We start from the raw sequence: 16,435 nt of genomic DNA on the forward strand, positions 1-16,435 counted from the left end.
AAATTACACTAAATAGCGTATGATAAATATATTCTAATATTATATGCCTTACTTGTTTACGGTATCATAGCTTCTCTATTCAGTGTTTTTTGACCTACACTTTTGTTTTTTGTCAGCGTTTAGTGCTGAACCTCTTTTTTAAGGTTAACAATGAAATATTTAGTCACCGGAGCCGCGGGTTTTATTGGTGCTGCGACGTGCCAAAGACTATTGACCGCAGGGCATGATGTTATAGGTATCGATAATTTAAATGATTATTACGATGTTAACTTAAAACTGGCTCGATTGGCTCAATTTGAATCTCATGAGCGCTTTTCTTTTAAAAAGCTTGATATAGCGAATCGCGTTGAAATGGCTGAGTTATTCGAAGTAGGAAAGTTTGAACGCGTTATTCACTTGGCTGCTCAAGCTGGTGTACGTTATTCGATTGAAAACCCTGATTCATACGCTGATTCAAACTTAGTTGGACACTTAAATATTTTAGAGGGATGTCGCCATAACAAGGTAGCACATTTAGTGTATGCGTCTTCTAGTTCTGTATATGGTTTAAATGAAAAAACACCATTTGAAACAAAAGATAGCGTTGATCATCCTGTGTCATTTTATGCGGCAACTAAAAAGGCGAATGAGTTAATGGCGCATAGTTACTCGCATTTATATGATTTACCCACCACAGGGTTACGCTTTTTCACTGTGTACGGCCCATGGGGTCGCCCAGATATGGCGCCTTTTATTTTTACTAAAAAGATGCTTGCAGGTGAAGCGATAGATATCAATAACAATGGCGATATGTGGCGCGATTTTACTTATATTGATGATATCGTTGAGGGCGTTATTAGGGCGTCAGATGCTATTCCAGAGCGTGATGAACACTGGCGAGTAGAAACGGGGTCACCTTCGACAAGTTCTGCTCCGTACCGTGTTTATAACATTGGTCATGGTAGCCCTATAAATCTAATGAAGTTTATTGAAGCAATCGAGTCTGAGCTGGGTATTGAAGCAAAGAAAAACTTCCGAGAAATGCAACCGGGTGATGTTTATAAAACGTTTGCAGATACTCAAGACTTATTTGCTGCAACAGGTTACAAACCAGCTATTGGTTTAGAAGAGGGTGTAACAAAGTTGGTTACTTGGTATAAATCATTTTATAGCTAAACTATAAAGCCCAAATACAATAGATGATTGAGCTTCGACCTGCGGATGTTTGTAAGGTAACTATTATCTTTATTTAAGTAATTGCGACCTTACAAAATAAGCGTCTATTTGTTTCCCACTATCGCTTAAATATGCGACTCATCGCTTTTGATAAGAATTGTTACATATTCGATTTTATTGTTTTGCTTGAGAGGTTTATGATGGACAAAGCGAAAGACTGCCTATTTGTAGTATTTCGAAGATACCTCTAACTATACGATAAGTACGGGAACCTCATGAAAAAAGTAACACTTACCGCGGCAAGTATTGCACTTGCGCTCGGTCTTGTTGGTTGTGGTGAAAAAGAACAAGAAACTAAAGCACCAGCAACTGCTGCCGTCACTGAAGCAAAAGCGCCTTTAAATTCAGGTATTGAACTGGCGAACATGGATAAGTCTGTTCGCGCACAAGATGACTTTTACTATCATGTAAACGGTGAATGGTTAGAAAAAACAGATATTCCAGGTGATAAATCAAACTACGGTTCATTTACTCAGCTTTATGATGATTCGCAAAAAGCGATGAAAGAAGTACTCGAAAAAGCGGCGGCAAATACCAATGTTAAGCCAGGTTCTGATGAAGCAAAACTCGCTGCATTCTATAACAGTTACATGGATGAAGCTGCTCGTGAAGCGGCAGGCATCAAGCCATTATCACCAGTACTTGAAAGCGTTGATGCTGTAAAGAGCAAGTCCGATCTTGTTGCTTTAATGGCTGAACTTCGTATTAAAGGCGGTAACTTGCCGTTTGGTTGGTACGTAAATAACGACGCAAAAAACTCTAGCGAAAACGCGATGTATGTTTATCAGTCTGGCTTAGGTTTACCCGATCGCGACTACTACCTAAAAGATGATGAAAAATTCACAAAAATTCGTGAAGCTTATCAAGCATACGTAACTGCTATCTTAAGCAAAGCGGGTGTCGCTGATGCAGAATCTGCGGCTAAAGCTATTATTGATCTTGAAACACGTATTGCTGATGCACAGTGGAGCCGAGTAGAAAGTCGTGATGCAACTAAATCTTACAACAAGATGAGCGTTGCAGATGCCAACAAACTTACTGGTGACTTTGATTTTGCTGCTTACCTTGATGCGTCAGGCATCAAGACTGAAGATGTCATTGTTCGTCAACCTAGTTACCTAGAAAAATTTGCAGGTATCTATAGCGATACAGACTTAGCAACTTGGCAGAACTATCTTAAGTTCCACTTTGTTAGTAATTATTCTGCGTTATTAGATAAAGAGCTCGTTGATCTTAACTTTAATTTCTACAGCACAACACTTCGTGGTGTGACAGAGCAATCACCACTTTGGAAAAAAGCCGTTGATGCATCAAACGGTGTATTAGGTGAAATGCTGGGTAAAGTGTACGTTAAAGACAACTTCCCACCTGAAGCGAAAGCACGCATGGAAGAGTTAGTTGATAACGTAATCAAAGGTTACGCCGTTGCGATTGAAAACCTTGAATGGATGAGCCCAGAAACAAAAATTGCTGCTAAAGCAAAACTTGATAAGTTCACACCAAAAATCGGTTACCCAGATAAGTGGAGAGACTACTCAGCACTTGAAATGAAAGGTGATGACTTAGTGGGTAACTACATTCGCCATAGCGAGTGGGAATTTGCAGATATGACTGCAAAACTAGGTAAGCCTGTTGATCGTTCTGAGTGGCACATGACACCGCAAACAGTAAACGCTTACTACAACCCTGTGAACAATGAAATTGTATTCCCTGCGGCTATTTTACAACCACCATTCTTTAACTTAGAAGCAGATGATGCTGTTAACTATGGTGCAATTGGTGCGGTAATTGGTCACGAGCTAGGTCATGGTTTTGATGACCAAGGTGCGAAGTACGATGGTGACGGTAACTTACGTAACTGGTGGAGCGAATCAGACCTTGAACAGTTTGAAGAGCGCACCGGCCAGTTAGTTGCTCAATACAATGAATATAAGCCATTTGAAGATGCTAGCGTAAATGGTGAGCTTACACTTGGTGAAAACATTGGTGACTTAGGCGGTCTAACAGTTGCCTATACTGCTTATCAATTATCACTGGGTGATGAAAAAGCGCCTATCATTGATGGTTACACAGGTGATCAGCGTTTCTTTATGGGGTGGTCACAAATTTGGCGTCGTAAATACCGTGACGAAGAGTTACGTAACCGCTTAATGACAGACCCACATTCACCAAGCCATTACCGTGTAATCGGTATTCTTTCAAATATGCCAGAATTCTATCAGGCGTTTGATGTGAAAGAAGGCGACAAGATGTATATCAAACCAGAAGATCGCGTAAAAATCTGGTAATTGATAATTGAATTAAAAAGGCTCTGAGTGAACGCTCAGAGCCTTTTTTGTTTTAGGAGTTGTCAGCTTTCAGCCGACATTTGATGTAGGCATGAAATTTATTTCGCGCGAAGGGATTTAAACCATAATTGCATCTTTCAGATACTGGAATAATTCTTTGTAACTCTTAGCTGGTTTTTCTGCTTTTACTTCTTTGGCAGCGCCGCGTACTAACTGGCGCATTTTTTGGCGCTCAAGTGCTGGATATTGCTCAATAGTTGGATTAATTAAGTCGTCACCTTGCTTGATTAAATCATCTCGAAGCTTTTCGATTTTATTCATTAACACATCAGCTTGGTTATTTTTGTTCAGCATGATGTCGATCATGGCCTGAATTTCGTCCACGTTTTCTGTGCTACGTAATACTTTTGCGATGTAGTTTAAGTTACGGCGGTAAGCATCACTTTTATCACTGACCTTATCAGAAACAACTAACGCTTCTTTTAAATCGTGATTGAGCGGTAAACGATCACGTTGCTTTTTCGGCATTTTTGCGATTTCAGCACCCAGACCATGATATTGCATGGCTTCACGTTTTAATTCGCTTTTTGATACGTAAATAATTTCTTCTTCGATAAGTGGCTTTTTCTTCTTCGCCATAAGGATGCTCATTCAGTAAACTTAACTATTCGCTATTATACGTCATTTAGTTAATGATTAATATTAGCTGATGCACGTCTCGCAGTGTGTTAGCATTCGTTACACTATAAAAAATAGCAGAACCTAGGACACACAAGATGAAAGATCCTATTTATCAACACATTTCTGAAGTTAAAGACGCGGTCAGCGAAGTACTCGAGCATGCAAAAAAGCTCGGTGCAACAGCAGCAGAAGCGGCGATGTCGAGCACGTCAGGTTTGTCTGTCAGTACACGCATGGGCGAAGTTGAAACAATAGAGTTTAACCAAGACGGTGGCTTAGGTATCAGTGTTTATGTGGGTAATAACAAAGGCTCTGCTTCAACGGCCGACTTAAACCCTAAAACATTACGTACAGTGGTTGAAAAAGCCATTGATATTGCAAAATTTACTTCTGACGATCCATACAATGGAATTGCTGATAAAGAGCTACTTGAGTTTGCGCCGCTCGATTTAGATTTATACCACCCGTGGGAAGTAAGCCCAGAGCAAGGTATTGAACTTTGTCATCAAGCAGAGCAGGCGGCACTAAACGCCGATGAGCGTATTGTAAATTCAGACGGTGCAAGTTTTTCTTCTCACCAAGGTTTACGTGTTTATGGTAACAGCCATGGCATGATTGCAGGTTACCCGCGTACGCGTCATAGCATTAGCACTATGGTGATTGGTAAAGAAGGCGAGCAAATGCAGCGCGATTCTGCCTATACCGTAGCGCGCCATAAAGATGATTTAAATGACGCTACAAAAGTGGGTCTCGAAGCAGCAACAGAAACCTTGGCTAAACTTAATAGCCAAAAGCTCGGTACCATGAAAGTGCCTGTTATTTTTAGAGCGGATATTGCCAATTCATTATTCGGCCATTTAGTGTCGGCAATTGGCGGTGGTGCGCTTTATCGTAAATCGAGTTTCTTGCTTGATAGCTTAGGAACTAAAGTATTTAGCGATTGTGTGAATATCTCTGAGCGCCCGCATTTATTAAAAGGTTTAGCGTCTTCGCCGTTTGATGCTGAAGGTTTAAAAACTGTCGATCGTGAAATTATTCAAGGTGGTGAGCTGCAAACTTACCTGTTAGCAAGCTATGCAGCGCGTAAACTATCGATGGCACCAACGGGTCATGCTGGTGGTATTCATAACTGGCTAGTTGAACAAACCCATGCCGATTTGAAAGCGCTATTAAAAACCATGGGCACAGGCTTATTGGTAACTGAACTTATGGGCCAAGGTGTGAACACAGTGACTGGTGATTACTCACGTGGCGCAGCGGGTTTCTGGGTTGAGAATGGTGAAATCCAATATCCTGTAAGTGAAATCACAATTGCTGGTAACTTAAAAGATATGTTTAAAGCGGTCGTTGGCTTAGGTGGTGACATTGAGCGTCGTGGCGGTATTCAAACAGGCTCTGTATTAATTGAACAAATGCAGGTTGCGGGTAGTTAATTCATCAATAACTAATCATTTTTTAAGAGCCTCACTTTAGTGGGGCTTTTTTATTTGAAAAAACGCTTTACCTAAACCTAACTTGAGGTTTTATCTTGATGGCAGTTTAAAAATAAAAAGGAAAACTACCATGTATTTAGAACACGTAAACCTTGTTGTTAGTAATGTTGATGCCATGCTGCACTTTTATAAAGTCGCATTCCCGCACTGGCGTGTGCGTAGTCAAGGTGACAGCACATGGTCTGGAAAACCACGCAAATGGCTGCACTTTGGTGATGATTACCAATACCTTGCATTAAGTGATAACGGTGAAGATGAAAATCGTGATTTAGCGGGTCATCAAGTTGGCCTTGCCCATTTTGCTTATGTAACAAACGACATTAATGCCGTCATTGAACGTCTTGTTTCAGCCGGTTATGAAATTGATAAACACGGCCCAGAAAATCCATACCGTAAAAATGTTTATTTTATCGACCCCGCAGGTTTTGAAGTGGAGTTTGTAGAATATTTCAGTGATATTCCAAGTGAAAGGAATAATGATCTTTGATCTCGCCGTGAAATTCATTTCGCGCGGTAGTTGTAGCAGCAGGTTTACCACGCGTCATTTGTTACCTATTGCGCGATGTAAAATCGCGCCTACAATATCTCGCAACTTTTACTGCACCTTGTTCATTTCTTTCCAACTGGCTTTTAGGCTATTGGCAAAGCTGATGAACTTTTCTTTCATGGTACGCTTTACTTTGATCTCTACTGAGCCTAGCCATACGTTACCTTCAATGGTAATGGTTGGGCCCTGACCTTTATTTAGAGCGACTGACTTGTTTTCTACGCTGCCAATAACGCTAAACAGTTTAGATAGCACATTGACATGTTCAGGCACGTAGATTTCGTCGTTACCTAAAATACAGTTTACGTAAATAGTGACATGCTGATGCTGGAAAATCGCTTCGCTAAAGTCGAGTTCGATTGAGCCTAAGCAGTTTGTTAGGTGAATTTCTTTTGGCACAAGCCACTGGCCGCTACGCTCATTTGAACCAAGAATACTGCGTAGTTGTAAGTTTTCGTTGTCACTGCTATGGCTGTAGTGAGGTTTAAATTGCGCATGTTTATGCGATTTGTAATCTGTATCAGCTTTTAGCGCTAAGTCAGCAACAAGCTCAACAAGTACTTCGTTGCTGGTGGCTGCCATTGCTTGATCTAGTCGGCGTTCAAATGCTTCAGCTGAAATAACTGCATGACTGTAGTTATAAATGAGTTGGTCAATGACTTCTTCTCTTACTTGATCGATTGGGCGATCTTCAAGTTTAACGGCCATGGTAGTTCCCTGTTGTGATTATAAAGTGATTCTTCTGTTATTCGATATAAAGCAAAGCTTAGGCCAAATTTTATTTATATAAAAATCAAGTTGTTGTGTTTTTTGGTTTATTAGCACTTCGTTAAATTAACCATAGATTAATATTATCTGCAATTAATTGGTTATTTTTGCAACATTGTGAACTTATTACCGAGCAGCCTGTAAATTGTTACCGAGGAGAATATGTGTCTTGAATAGATTAAAGTGTAACCTATTGATATTAAAGTGATAAATAGTTGGCATCAAAGTCGCATTAAGTAATGTGTCTTTAATCAAAAGGAGAAAGATTATGAATACATTCAACAAGTCTATGATTGCCGCGTTAGTTATTGGTGCTACTAGCATGTCAGCTCAGGCAAGCAGCTGGGAAAATGAAAGTAAAGACGCTTGGATTGATGGTAAGGCAGAAACTGTTCTTTTAATGAACACAAATCTAAACAACTTTGACATCAACACAGATGTAAAAAATGGCAAGGTTGTACTAACTGGTAAAGTGAATAGTGAGCTTGATAAAGAGTTAGCAGAAGAGCTGGTATTAAGCTTAGATGGCGTAACTGATGTTGAAAACAAGCTTACAGTCGTAAAAGACATGAAAGCTAAGCATGCCAAAAAAGAGAAAGGTGATTCAGCTGAAAGTGATTTAACAGATGCAAAAATAAGCACTGTGATTACAACTCGCTTCCTATTTAATTCTGAAGTAGGTGGTACTGATATCGATGTAGATACTGACAAAGGTGTTGTAACCCTTAAAGGTACCGTTGAATCAGAAGCTGAAAAACAGCTTGCAGTAAGCATTGCAGAAAATGCTGAAGATGTTCGCAAAGTAATCGATGAGTTAACGATTGTTGCTGAATAATAAGTAATTAATGAAAGCCCAGCTTTGGCTGGGTTTTTATTTTGTTTTCAAGGAGTGAATCATGGACTTAATTCGCATTATATTGTCAGTTTTAATTCCCCCTTTAGGTGTATTTTTACAGGTAGGTTTAGGTGCACAATTCTGGATTAATATTCTTTTAACCTTATTAGGGTACATTCCAGGCTTGATTCATGCTGTGTATATCATTGCTAAACGATAATTGCACACAAGGATGACTTAGGAGCACAGCATGGAAAAGCTGTAGGAATAACGGATTATAAACCGCAAGGAGTTACATAATGGAAAACGTAGCAAAGCATAATGGAAAGCAAGGAAGTAACAAGGCGTTATGGACAAGCGCACAATGGCAACGCTTTATGGAAAAAGTGAACGGATAATTGCTAAGGAACGGCAAGTGGTAAGGAACCTAAAATGGATGAAGCTAGCGTAAGGAGGTGACTATATGGAACAAGTACAAACGCAATCAAAACAAGGAATGGACAAACAAGGAGCTGCTTTATGGAATAAGCAGCAGTGGCAAGACTTTATGGATCATGCGAAAGCAGTTGCGCCGCAGGTAACAGGGAAGGCTGACGATAAAAACCCGATATTATCTTCAGGTGATATCGGGTTTTTAATCACATCAGCAATTTATCTTTATAACTTAAACTGATTAACCGTTTTATTTAACGAGACTGCTAACTCATTCAAATCACGGGCTTCATCAGCCAATTCATGAGCATGATCTGCCGTGCTATTCACTAAATGATTAATAGCCGCAAGGCTGTTATTAATATCTTCTGCGACTACCGTTTGTTGCTCCGTTGAAGTCGCAATTTGATGACTTTGATCTTGCACATTTGTCACTGATTGTGCGATGTCTTGCAGTGCTGTAAGCACAATTTGTGTTTGTTCAACAGAACCTTCAGCGCGCTCTTGTCCTTGTTGCATCATCGTTGATGCTTGCTGAGCAATCTGTTGCAATCGGCTGATCATATTACGAATATCATCAGTTGACTCTTGCGTTCTGCTTGCCAATGAACGAACCTCATCAGCAACCACAGCAAAACCTCGACCTTGCTCGCCTGCACGCGCAGCTTCAATGGCAGCATTAAGAGCCAGTAAATTAGTTTGTTCTGCAATAGAGTTGATCACATCGATGACGGCACCAATATTGCCACTTTCTTGCTCAAGACCAGCAACGACTTTAGACGCTTCACCAATGTGACTTGCTAATGCGGTCATGACTGACTGAGCCTGTGTAGAACGTTTTGTGCCATCAACAGTAATGGTTTGTACTTGTTCAGCAGCATTATTGGTATTTTGTGCATTGCGCGAAATTTCGAGTACTGTTGAGGCCATTTCAGTGACTGCTGCACTAACACTGTCTACCTGTTGTTTCTCTTGTTGAATTTCATCATTGGTTTTTTGTGACACTGTTTTTAGCTGTGAAGCTGCTTGGCTTAACTGCTCCGCTTGCGCTGCAGTATTGAGCATCATTGCACGCAATTTATCGATAAAGGTGTTCATATGCAGGGCTAATTGACCCACTTCATCGTGACTTTTTATATCAATTTTTTGTGTTAGGTCGCCATCTCCTGAGGCGATATCACGCATAATATAAGTTAGCTTAGTCAATGGTTTGGTGATCATTTGCGTAGCCCAAAAGATCATTGCAATGATAATCGCGAGAATAATGATCACTGATGTTGTGGTTGTCATTACGGCATCATTGACAGGCTCATCAATCATGCTGGTTGGAATTAAAATACCTACATACCAATCAAGATAAGGGGTTTCTAATTCAAGGCGATTGAAGACAACGTAATACTCTTCTCCTTTAAAAGTGATGAAGCTACTACCGTCTTTTTTACTTTTCATAACACGATTTAATTCGCTAAAGCCTGATGTATCGTTAAATTGTTTCTCCAGCGCTTCTAGGCCTTCTTTGCCATTTGGGCTTTCGTCGGTAATTGATAGTTTGTGACCTGTTCGTTTTGAAAGGTGCACAACTTTTTGGTTGCCATCAAGTAAAAAACCAAATCCTTGACCGTTGAAACGAATATTCTCGACCATGTCGTTAATATTGTTGAGCTGTAAGTCGACACCACCAAAACCAATGAGTTTATTTTGGTTATACACTGGTTGTTGTACAACCGCCGATGCGTTGCCTGTGGTTAAGTCAACGGAAATAGGGCCGACATAGAGCTTGTTTATTGCTAGCGCGTCTTGCCACCAACCACGTTTATAAGCGTAATAGGGGTCACCATTAAAGTGTGTAGTACGCTCATTTTCTTTAAAGTATTCACCGGTGGTTGCTGAGGCAAAAAAAGCAGATAGAATGTTGTCATCATTACCACTGATGCGTACAAAGTCTTGATTGATGCTGTCGTACCCAGGTTGGTTATCAAGTGGTTGATCACGCTCAGTCCAATTTTCAAACCAATTCACTAAATGTGGGTTAGTAATAAAAGTTTCAACAACTTTACCATAGCGAGCAAAGTAACCTTGCATTGAAAGTCGCTCACTTTGTAGATAACTGTCAGCTTCTCGCTGAATTGCTTGTCGTGATAAGTCAGCAATGTGACTAACAAAAAAGCTCGACGCGATGATAAGTAGTACACTGATCGTCCCACCGATGAGAAGTAATATTTTTTTACGTAAAGAGAGGTTGTTTAACATAGGTGCACGTGTTTTTATTATTAGCTAGAGTAATCTATCTAATCATATTTGCACCCAAATCGCTACAAGGCAAAGTAAAGTTTGTTAATAAAATAATACATAACACAAGGGGATGTCACCAAGTGATTGTTAATGATAATAAATTAGTGGTACTAGGCGCTGGCTGGCTAGGGGAAGCACTTTGTCTTAAGGCAAAGGAGTTAGGTTGGCAGGTGCAAGGCACAAGAAGAGAGGTCAAGCATGACTATGACTTTCAACGCCAATTGATATTACAACCAAGTGGATTGAAGCATACTGTCTCTTTAAAGGACGCGTGGTGGGTATGTGCTATTCCACCTAAAAGTCGTGATAGTCAAAGTGATTACCTAGCAACGCTTTCTGCTAGTTTAGAGTTAGCTAAATCGCTGCAATGCCGTGGGGTTATTTTATGTTCTTCAACGGGTGTGTATAACAACGCTGATAATACATATACAGAGCAAAGTACTATTGAATGTTCATCACCTCGCCAACAGCTTTTGTATGATGCCGAACAATGCGTGCTACAAGCGGGCGGTAAAGTATTGCGGCTGGCAGGGCTAGTTGGGCCAAACCGTGAACCAGGGCGGTTTGTTGCAGGTAAGGAGCTTAAGAGTTCAAGCCAACAACTCGTCAATATGGTGCATCGAGACGATGTTATTCATGCTATTTTCAAGTTGATTGAAGGTTGGTCAGATGCATCTGCAATCTATAATGTAGTCAATCCTGCTCACCCAACAAAAGTTGATTATTACCAGCAAAAGTGTGCCGAGCAGGGTAGCTCTGAGCCAAGTTTTACCAGCGATGAGGCCAAGATGCGAATCATTGATGGCTCGGCAATTGAGTCTTTAGGCTTTCAATATCAGTGGCCAATTTAAGCGGTTATTTTTTAAAGGTTAAATGTCCTCCCAGCCTATATTTACTGCCAGGGGAGACTAAGCGTGCAAAGCTTACGATCCCCTCAGAGCACCAAGTTCGACGAATAACCTGCAGGCAAGGCTCTTCATTGTAGAGGTTGAGCCACTGACACATTTCATTATTTGGCATGATTGCTTCAACTGTATGTCTTGCTTCTGTTAAGGGGGCTGCACTTGAAAGGTATTCGTGGGGAGTCAGGGTGTGAAAGTTCTGTTGCAAATAATCTTTAGCCAGCTTTGGATTGACGAAACGCTCTTCAACTTGTAATGGTTGCTCATTTTCATTGTGGACAATAACACTTCGATAAACATGACTATCAATATCAACACTCAATGCTATAGCAATAGGCGCAACGGCTTGTATTGATTCCATTACTAAAATTGTACAGCTGTATTGGCCATTACGAGCTCGAACTTCGTCGGCAATATTTTTTATCTCAAGGAGAGAAGACTGTGATTTTAAACTGGCAACAAAGGTTCCGAGCCCTTGGCTACGAGTTAGAATGCCAGCATCTGTCAGTTCACTCAGTGCCCGTCTTGCAGTCATTCTACTTACCTTGAATTGGTTGGTTAATTCATTCTCTGATGGCACACGATCGTTTTCTTGCCATTGGCCGGAACGAATATTATCAACTATAAATTGCTTTATCTGTGCGAATTTAGTGATGCTCATTGAAGGCGATGTATAAAGTTAATAGTATGTTACAAGGTGGCATAATTATCTTGTATATACAAGGTGACTTGATAAACTTTACGTCTATTTTAGTTATCTGCTTTGAGCATAGCTAAGTCAGGGCACTGCAAAATTCAGTATAGGTGAAAAATGCACACAATGAATAATAATGAGTCACACTGGGATCTACTAATTACAGATGCCAATATTGCTACAATGAACCCTGCTATTGATGCACCCTATGGTGCTATCGAAAATGGCGCTATTGCTGTTAAAGATGGCAAGATTGCCTGGTTAGGGAAACAAGCTGAGCTACCAAAGTTTGATGCATTAGCTACCCCAACCGTGTCAGCGAAAGGGCAATGGCTCACACCCGGTTTAATTGATTGTCATACTCACCTTGTTTTTGCTGGAAGCCGTGCCGAAGAGTTTGAACAACGACTTCAAGGTGTCAGTTATGAGCAAATAGCTGCAAATGGCGGGGGGATTGCAAGTACTGTTCGCGCTACGCGTGAAGCTGATCATGAAACATTATTTGTTGCAGCAAAAGAGCGTTTAAATGCGCTGTTTTCAGAAGGGGTGACAACGGTTGAAATTAAATCAGGCTATGGTCTTGATTGTGAAAACGAAATTAAACTTCTCGAAGTTGCGCGCTTATTAGGTGAAAACCATCCGGTTGATGTGAAAACGACCTTTTTAGGCGCTCATGCATTACCTTTAGAATATAAAGGTCGTAGTGATGAATATATCGATCTTGTGTGTGGTGAGATGTTAGAGCGGGTCGTCCAAGCCAACTTGGCTGATGCGGTCGACGCATTTTGTGAGAATGTCGGGTTTAGTAATGAGCAAACACGGCGTGTATTTGAAGCCGCGAAGAAATATAACTTACCTGTAAAATTGCATGCTGAGCAGTTATCAAATCAGCATGGTGCAGAGCTTGTCGCTGAATTTAATGGTTTATCAGCCGATCATATCGAGCATCTTGATGAAGCTGGCATTCAGGCTATGGCAAAAGCGGGTACCGCAGCAGTATTATTACCGGGTGCTTTTTACTTCTTAAGAGAAACAAAATATCCGCCGATAGAGCTGTTACAGCAGTACCAAGTGCCCATTGCTATTTCGACAGACTTTAACCCAGGTACTTCGCCACTGTGTTCGTTGCATTTGATGATGAATATGGCATGTACTATTTTCCGCATGACTCCAGAGCAAGCATTAGCTGGGGTGACACGAAACGCCGCAGGTGCATTGGGTCTTGATGATCGTGGCGTCTTAAAAGTGGGTGCTCGTGCTGATATTGCCCACTGGCAAATATCTCATCCTGCACAATTAAGTTATCAGTTTGGTGTAAATAAACTGTCAAATCTGTGGATTTTGGGTAGACTAAATTAGATAGAGCTTTTACACAGTTTGGATTACATGTCATTGATTGCTAGTTTAACAAGTGCCAGTACAAGTCTTCTCTTTGTGAGTGGAGATGTCATTGCTGTGTTTTTGGCAGGTGCACTGTTTATGGCTATGGTATGTGCGCTGTGTGTGACTCAAAATCCTATTTTACGACTCAGCCTAGTGGTCAATGGTATGCTAGGCCTTGCTATCCTGAGTTTAGGTGAGTCTTGGCTGATTTTGCTTTTGGCGATCAGTTTTTGCTTCCATCTTTGGCAGGCATTCAGAACCACTAATTGGTTAGCCATTATTATAAGTGTCACAGCAGCATTGTGTTTTGCGGTGTTGTTTTCTGCCCATTTATTACTGGATGTTGCTATTTATTGGCTCGTATCTGCGGTAATAATTCTGACTGTGTCGGGCTTTTTCAACTACGAAGAAGCCAACGAAGAGGAAGAAGTACCTTCTTTATTAACTCATCATAATGATATGGATAAAACGCCTCTAAGCGACTTGCCTGATCGTAAAGCGTTGCAAGATGGCTTTTTACACTTTCGACAGCAACACCCGAATAATTGCGCTTTAGTGGTGATACGTTTAGAAGGCTTTGAAAGTGTAAATCAGCATATAGGTCGTGATTTTGGAGACTTGTTGCTTGCGCAATCAGCCAGCCGTATTAAACATCAACTTGAATCAGATTCTGTACTGAGTGTCGCGGCCCCTTCAGGACTTCATGAAAAGCTTGCTCATTTAGGTGGATTAAATTTTGCGTTTATTTGTTCACTTGAAGAGCAGCAACATCATCATGAGCAATTAATTAATAAAATTAGGCAAGTAACCTTAAAGCCATTTAATGTGGCAAATTGCACCATTGAAGTGAAAGTTAGAGCCAGCTATGTTAGTTGTGATAACCCAGAACATAGTTTTGATAATTTGCTCTCGTTTGTCAACCTTGCGCTTGATTCCAACCCGAATAAGGCTATTGTGCCTTATCATGCAAATATGATGGTTGAACAGCTTGAACAACAAGCACGACTGCGCGAGCTGTCTAACCTTGATTTTGCTAGCGAATTAGAGCTGTATTTTCAACCGATTATTCGTAATAGTGATGAGCACATAGAGTTTTTAGAGTTGCTATTGCGATGGCAGCACCCAAAGCAAGGTATTTTGGCTGCTAATAAGTTCATTGATGATATACGTGTTGCAGGCCTTGGTTATCCTGTCGCTGCGTATGTAATAGAGCGAGCTGCAGAGCTTGCGATGGCGCTGAGAATGGAAGGGATTGAGCTTCCTTTGAGTATTAATGTGTTTGGCCCCGAAATGCTCAATGAAGAGTTTATTGAATTTGTTGATCGTATTTTCAGTGAACACCGCTTAGAAGTGGGTGACTTGATCATTGAATGTCCACTTGATTTGTTTATGAATCTTGATGACCAAGGCAAAGCGATGATAGCCAGATTAAATAGTATTGGTATCAAATTATGCGTAGATGGGTTTGGTGATACCCCTATTTTACTTTCAAAGCTGCCAAACTTAAATGTGGAGTACATAAAAGTAGCTCCGTCGCTTACTGCTGACTTCGCTCATCAAAGCCAAGTGCGTAGCTTGGTATCTGGTATGGTTGATATGCACAATCAAAACAATGCAAAAGTAATATGCGAAGGGGTAGAAACTCAAGAGCATCTTAAATTTGTTAAGTCGCTTAATGCCTATGCGGCTCAAGGATATTATTTTAGCTATCCGTTGAGTAGTGTAGGGATGATGTCTTGGTTAAAACAGTGGCGCTTAGAGCATCAATGATTATAGCTGTGGGTTTACCCCACGTTGCTTATTACGTGATATAAATTGCGCGATATAAAATCGCGCCTACAATCTTAACCTCGAGCTAACCTGCTTCCCTGGCTTGTAAGTAAGCGTTCACAAGAGCGGTGATGATTTGGCCAGCATCGTTCATTCCTGCTTCTAAACCAACCGGATGTTGTGAGGGCGCACCTTCGCATAAGTGTAAGTAATGCGCATTGCTGTTGCTTGCCGCTACATGTACAAAGTGTTCTGCATCAGCGACACTAAACCCGCAGTTTGTATAAGCACTCACAGGCATTAGTGAAATACTGTCGAGATCGACTTCAACTCCTAATGGCGCTTTACTTAAACGTGCTGTCGCTTGTTTGCATGCAGTTGATAGGTCAATAGTACGGCGTACTTGAATATCTTGATAACTATCAAAGGTGAAGTGAGCGTTTTTAAGTGCATCAAGAATCGCTTGATTATTTTTAAACTCATGTAAGCCTATGACGTGATAATCAGCGAGATGATTTTCTTCAAAGGCATACCTAAAGCCATTGCCGCTGTGACGACCTTCGCATTCTCTAAAATCTGCATGAGGGTCAAGGTTTATAGCATGAACGGGTTTATTATACTGTTTACTTAAGGCTCGTAAAATTCCTAAGCAGTTATTGTGCCCACCGCCAATGACGATAGGTTCTAAACCCGCAGCGAAGATCATTGCAAGCACGTGCTCAACGCGGGTATCTATTTCTGCACAAAGCTGGCGTAGCTTAGCCAATTCGTCATTGTTTTTATTATCAAGGTGTGTGGCTTGTTGGTGTAAGTCATCAAGCGCCACTTCGCCTAGTAGCAATACGCGCTCATGATTTAAAAACTGGTTATGTGATTGATTTAGGAAGCGTTTTAAAAAGGCAGACCATGCTTGGTGTGAGCCACCATTACCTAAATTTGCCCGTGGGCCAATATCTTCACATACTCCAACCAATACATAGCGAATCCCGAAGTGTTTCGCATCAATTAAAGCTTGTTGGGCGTTAACATGGGTATCAAGTAAAGACAGTGCTTGCCATGCTTTTTGTTCATTTAAGCGGCGTGTACATAAATGTTCTACAGCCGCTCGTTCATAAATTTTAAGGTAATCAGTCAC

15 protein-coding genes are annotated in these 16,435 nt (G+C 40.9%); 10 read left to right on the plus strand and 5 right to left on the minus strand.

What is annotated here, in order from left to right:
• The first annotated feature begins 150 nt into the window (after positions 1 to 150).
• Positions 151 to 1,155 (plus strand): NAD-dependent epimerase, encoded by a 1,005-nt coding sequence (locus tag LY624_RS01890; RefSeq protein ID WP_341803745.1) that lies wholly within the window; start codon positions 151 to 153, stop codon positions 1,153 to 1,155.
• 275 nt (positions 1,156 to 1,430) lie between these two features.
• Positions 1,431 to 3,503 (plus strand): M13 family metallopeptidase, encoded by a 2,073-nt coding sequence (locus tag LY624_RS01895; RefSeq protein WP_130151639.1) that lies wholly within the window; start codon positions 1,431 to 1,433, stop codon positions 3,501 to 3,503.
• Between the two features lie 117 nt (positions 3,504 to 3,620).
• On the opposite strand, the gene yjgA is transcribed toward LY624_RS01895, so the two are convergent.
• Positions 3,621 to 4,142, minus strand: coding sequence for a ribosome biogenesis factor YjgA (gene yjgA / locus LY624_RS01900; RefSeq protein WP_341803746.1), 522 nt, complete (start codon positions 4,140 to 4,142; stop codon positions 3,621 to 3,623).
• Between the two features lie 137 nt (positions 4,143 to 4,279).
• On the opposite strand from yjgA, the gene pmbA reads away from it, so the two are divergent.
• Together pmbA and LY624_RS01910 are read left to right on the plus strand one after the other, a co-directional pair.
• Entirely contained in the window at positions 4,280 to 5,617 is a 1,338-nt protein-coding gene (pmbA, locus tag LY624_RS01905; protein ID WP_341803747.1) for a metalloprotease PmbA, read from the plus strand.
• Between the two features lie 130 nt (positions 5,618 to 5,747).
• Positions 5,748 to 6,164 (plus strand): VOC family protein, encoded by a 417-nt coding sequence (locus tag LY624_RS01910; protein ID WP_130151641.1) that lies wholly within the window; start codon positions 5,748 to 5,750, stop codon positions 6,162 to 6,164.
• Between the two features lie 108 nt (positions 6,165 to 6,272).
• Here the strand turns inward: LY624_RS01910 and LY624_RS01915 are convergent, their stop codons facing one another.
• Positions 6,273 to 6,932, minus strand: a complete 660-nt coding sequence (locus LY624_RS01915; protein ID WP_341803748.1) for a LiaF domain-containing protein — start codon at positions 6,930 to 6,932, stop codon at positions 6,273 to 6,275.
• 328 nt (positions 6,933 to 7,260) lie between these two features.
• Between LY624_RS01915 and LY624_RS01920 the strand changes: the two genes are divergently transcribed.
• From LY624_RS01920 to LY624_RS01930, 3 genes are all read left to right on the plus strand, one after another.
• Entirely contained in the window at positions 7,261 to 7,827 is a 567-nt protein-coding gene (locus tag LY624_RS01920) for a BON domain-containing protein (RefSeq protein ID WP_130151643.1), read from the plus strand.
• Positions 7,828 to 7,888: 61 nt separating this feature from the next.
• Positions 7,889 to 8,047, plus strand: coding sequence for a YqaE/Pmp3 family membrane protein (locus LY624_RS01925; protein WP_064971745.1), 159 nt, complete (start codon positions 7,889 to 7,891; stop codon positions 8,045 to 8,047).
• Between the two features lie 243 nt (positions 8,048 to 8,290).
• Positions 8,291 to 8,500, plus strand: a complete 210-nt coding sequence (locus LY624_RS01930) for a hypothetical protein (protein WP_341803749.1) — start codon at positions 8,291 to 8,293, stop codon at positions 8,498 to 8,500.
• On the opposite strand, the gene LY624_RS01935 is transcribed toward LY624_RS01930, so the two are convergent.
• Complete coding sequence (locus LY624_RS01935) at positions 8,485 to 10,509, minus strand: methyl-accepting chemotaxis protein (protein ID WP_130151645.1); 2,025 nt, start codon at positions 10,507 to 10,509, stop codon at positions 8,485 to 8,487. The genes LY624_RS01930 and LY624_RS01935 overlap by 16 nt on opposite strands.
• A 122-nt stretch (positions 10,510 to 10,631) precedes the next feature.
• Between LY624_RS01935 and LY624_RS01940 the strand changes: the two genes are divergently transcribed.
• Positions 10,632 to 11,402 (plus strand): NADP-binding protein, encoded by a 771-nt coding sequence (locus LY624_RS01940; protein WP_130151646.1) that lies wholly within the window; start codon positions 10,632 to 10,634, stop codon positions 11,400 to 11,402.
• 4 nt (positions 11,403 to 11,406) lie between these two features.
• Here the strand turns inward: LY624_RS01940 and hutC are convergent, their stop codons facing one another.
• The gene (hutC, locus tag LY624_RS01945; RefSeq protein ID WP_130151647.1) at positions 11,407 to 12,114 is read right to left on the minus strand and encodes a histidine utilization repressor; all 708 of its coding nucleotides are present in this window, start codon (positions 12,112 to 12,114) and stop codon (positions 11,407 to 11,409) included.
• Positions 12,115 to 12,264: 150 nt separating this feature from the next.
• Between hutC and hutI the strand changes: the two genes are divergently transcribed.
• Both hutI and LY624_RS01955 read left to right on the plus strand, forming a co-directional pair.
• A complete protein-coding gene (hutI, locus tag LY624_RS01950; RefSeq protein WP_130151648.1) occupies positions 12,265 to 13,506 on the plus strand; it encodes an imidazolonepropionase in 1,242 nt (413 codons plus the stop codon).
• A gap of 120 nt (positions 13,507 to 13,626) precedes the next feature.
• Positions 13,627 to 15,300, plus strand: coding sequence for a GGDEF domain-containing phosphodiesterase (locus LY624_RS01955; protein WP_341804374.1), 1,674 nt, complete (start codon positions 13,627 to 13,629; stop codon positions 15,298 to 15,300).
• Positions 15,301 to 15,385: 85 nt separating this feature from the next.
• Here the strand turns inward: LY624_RS01955 and LY624_RS01960 are convergent, their stop codons facing one another.
• Positions 15,386 to 16,435, minus strand: coding sequence for a formimidoylglutamase (locus tag LY624_RS01960; RefSeq protein WP_341803750.1), 1,050 nt, complete (start codon positions 16,433 to 16,435; stop codon positions 15,386 to 15,388).

The sequence above is a fragment of the Pseudoalteromonas sp. N1230-9 genome, from assembly GCF_032716425.1.
In the GTDB taxonomy this organism is placed as follows: domain Bacteria; phylum Pseudomonadota; class Gammaproteobacteria; order Enterobacterales; family Alteromonadaceae; genus Pseudoalteromonas.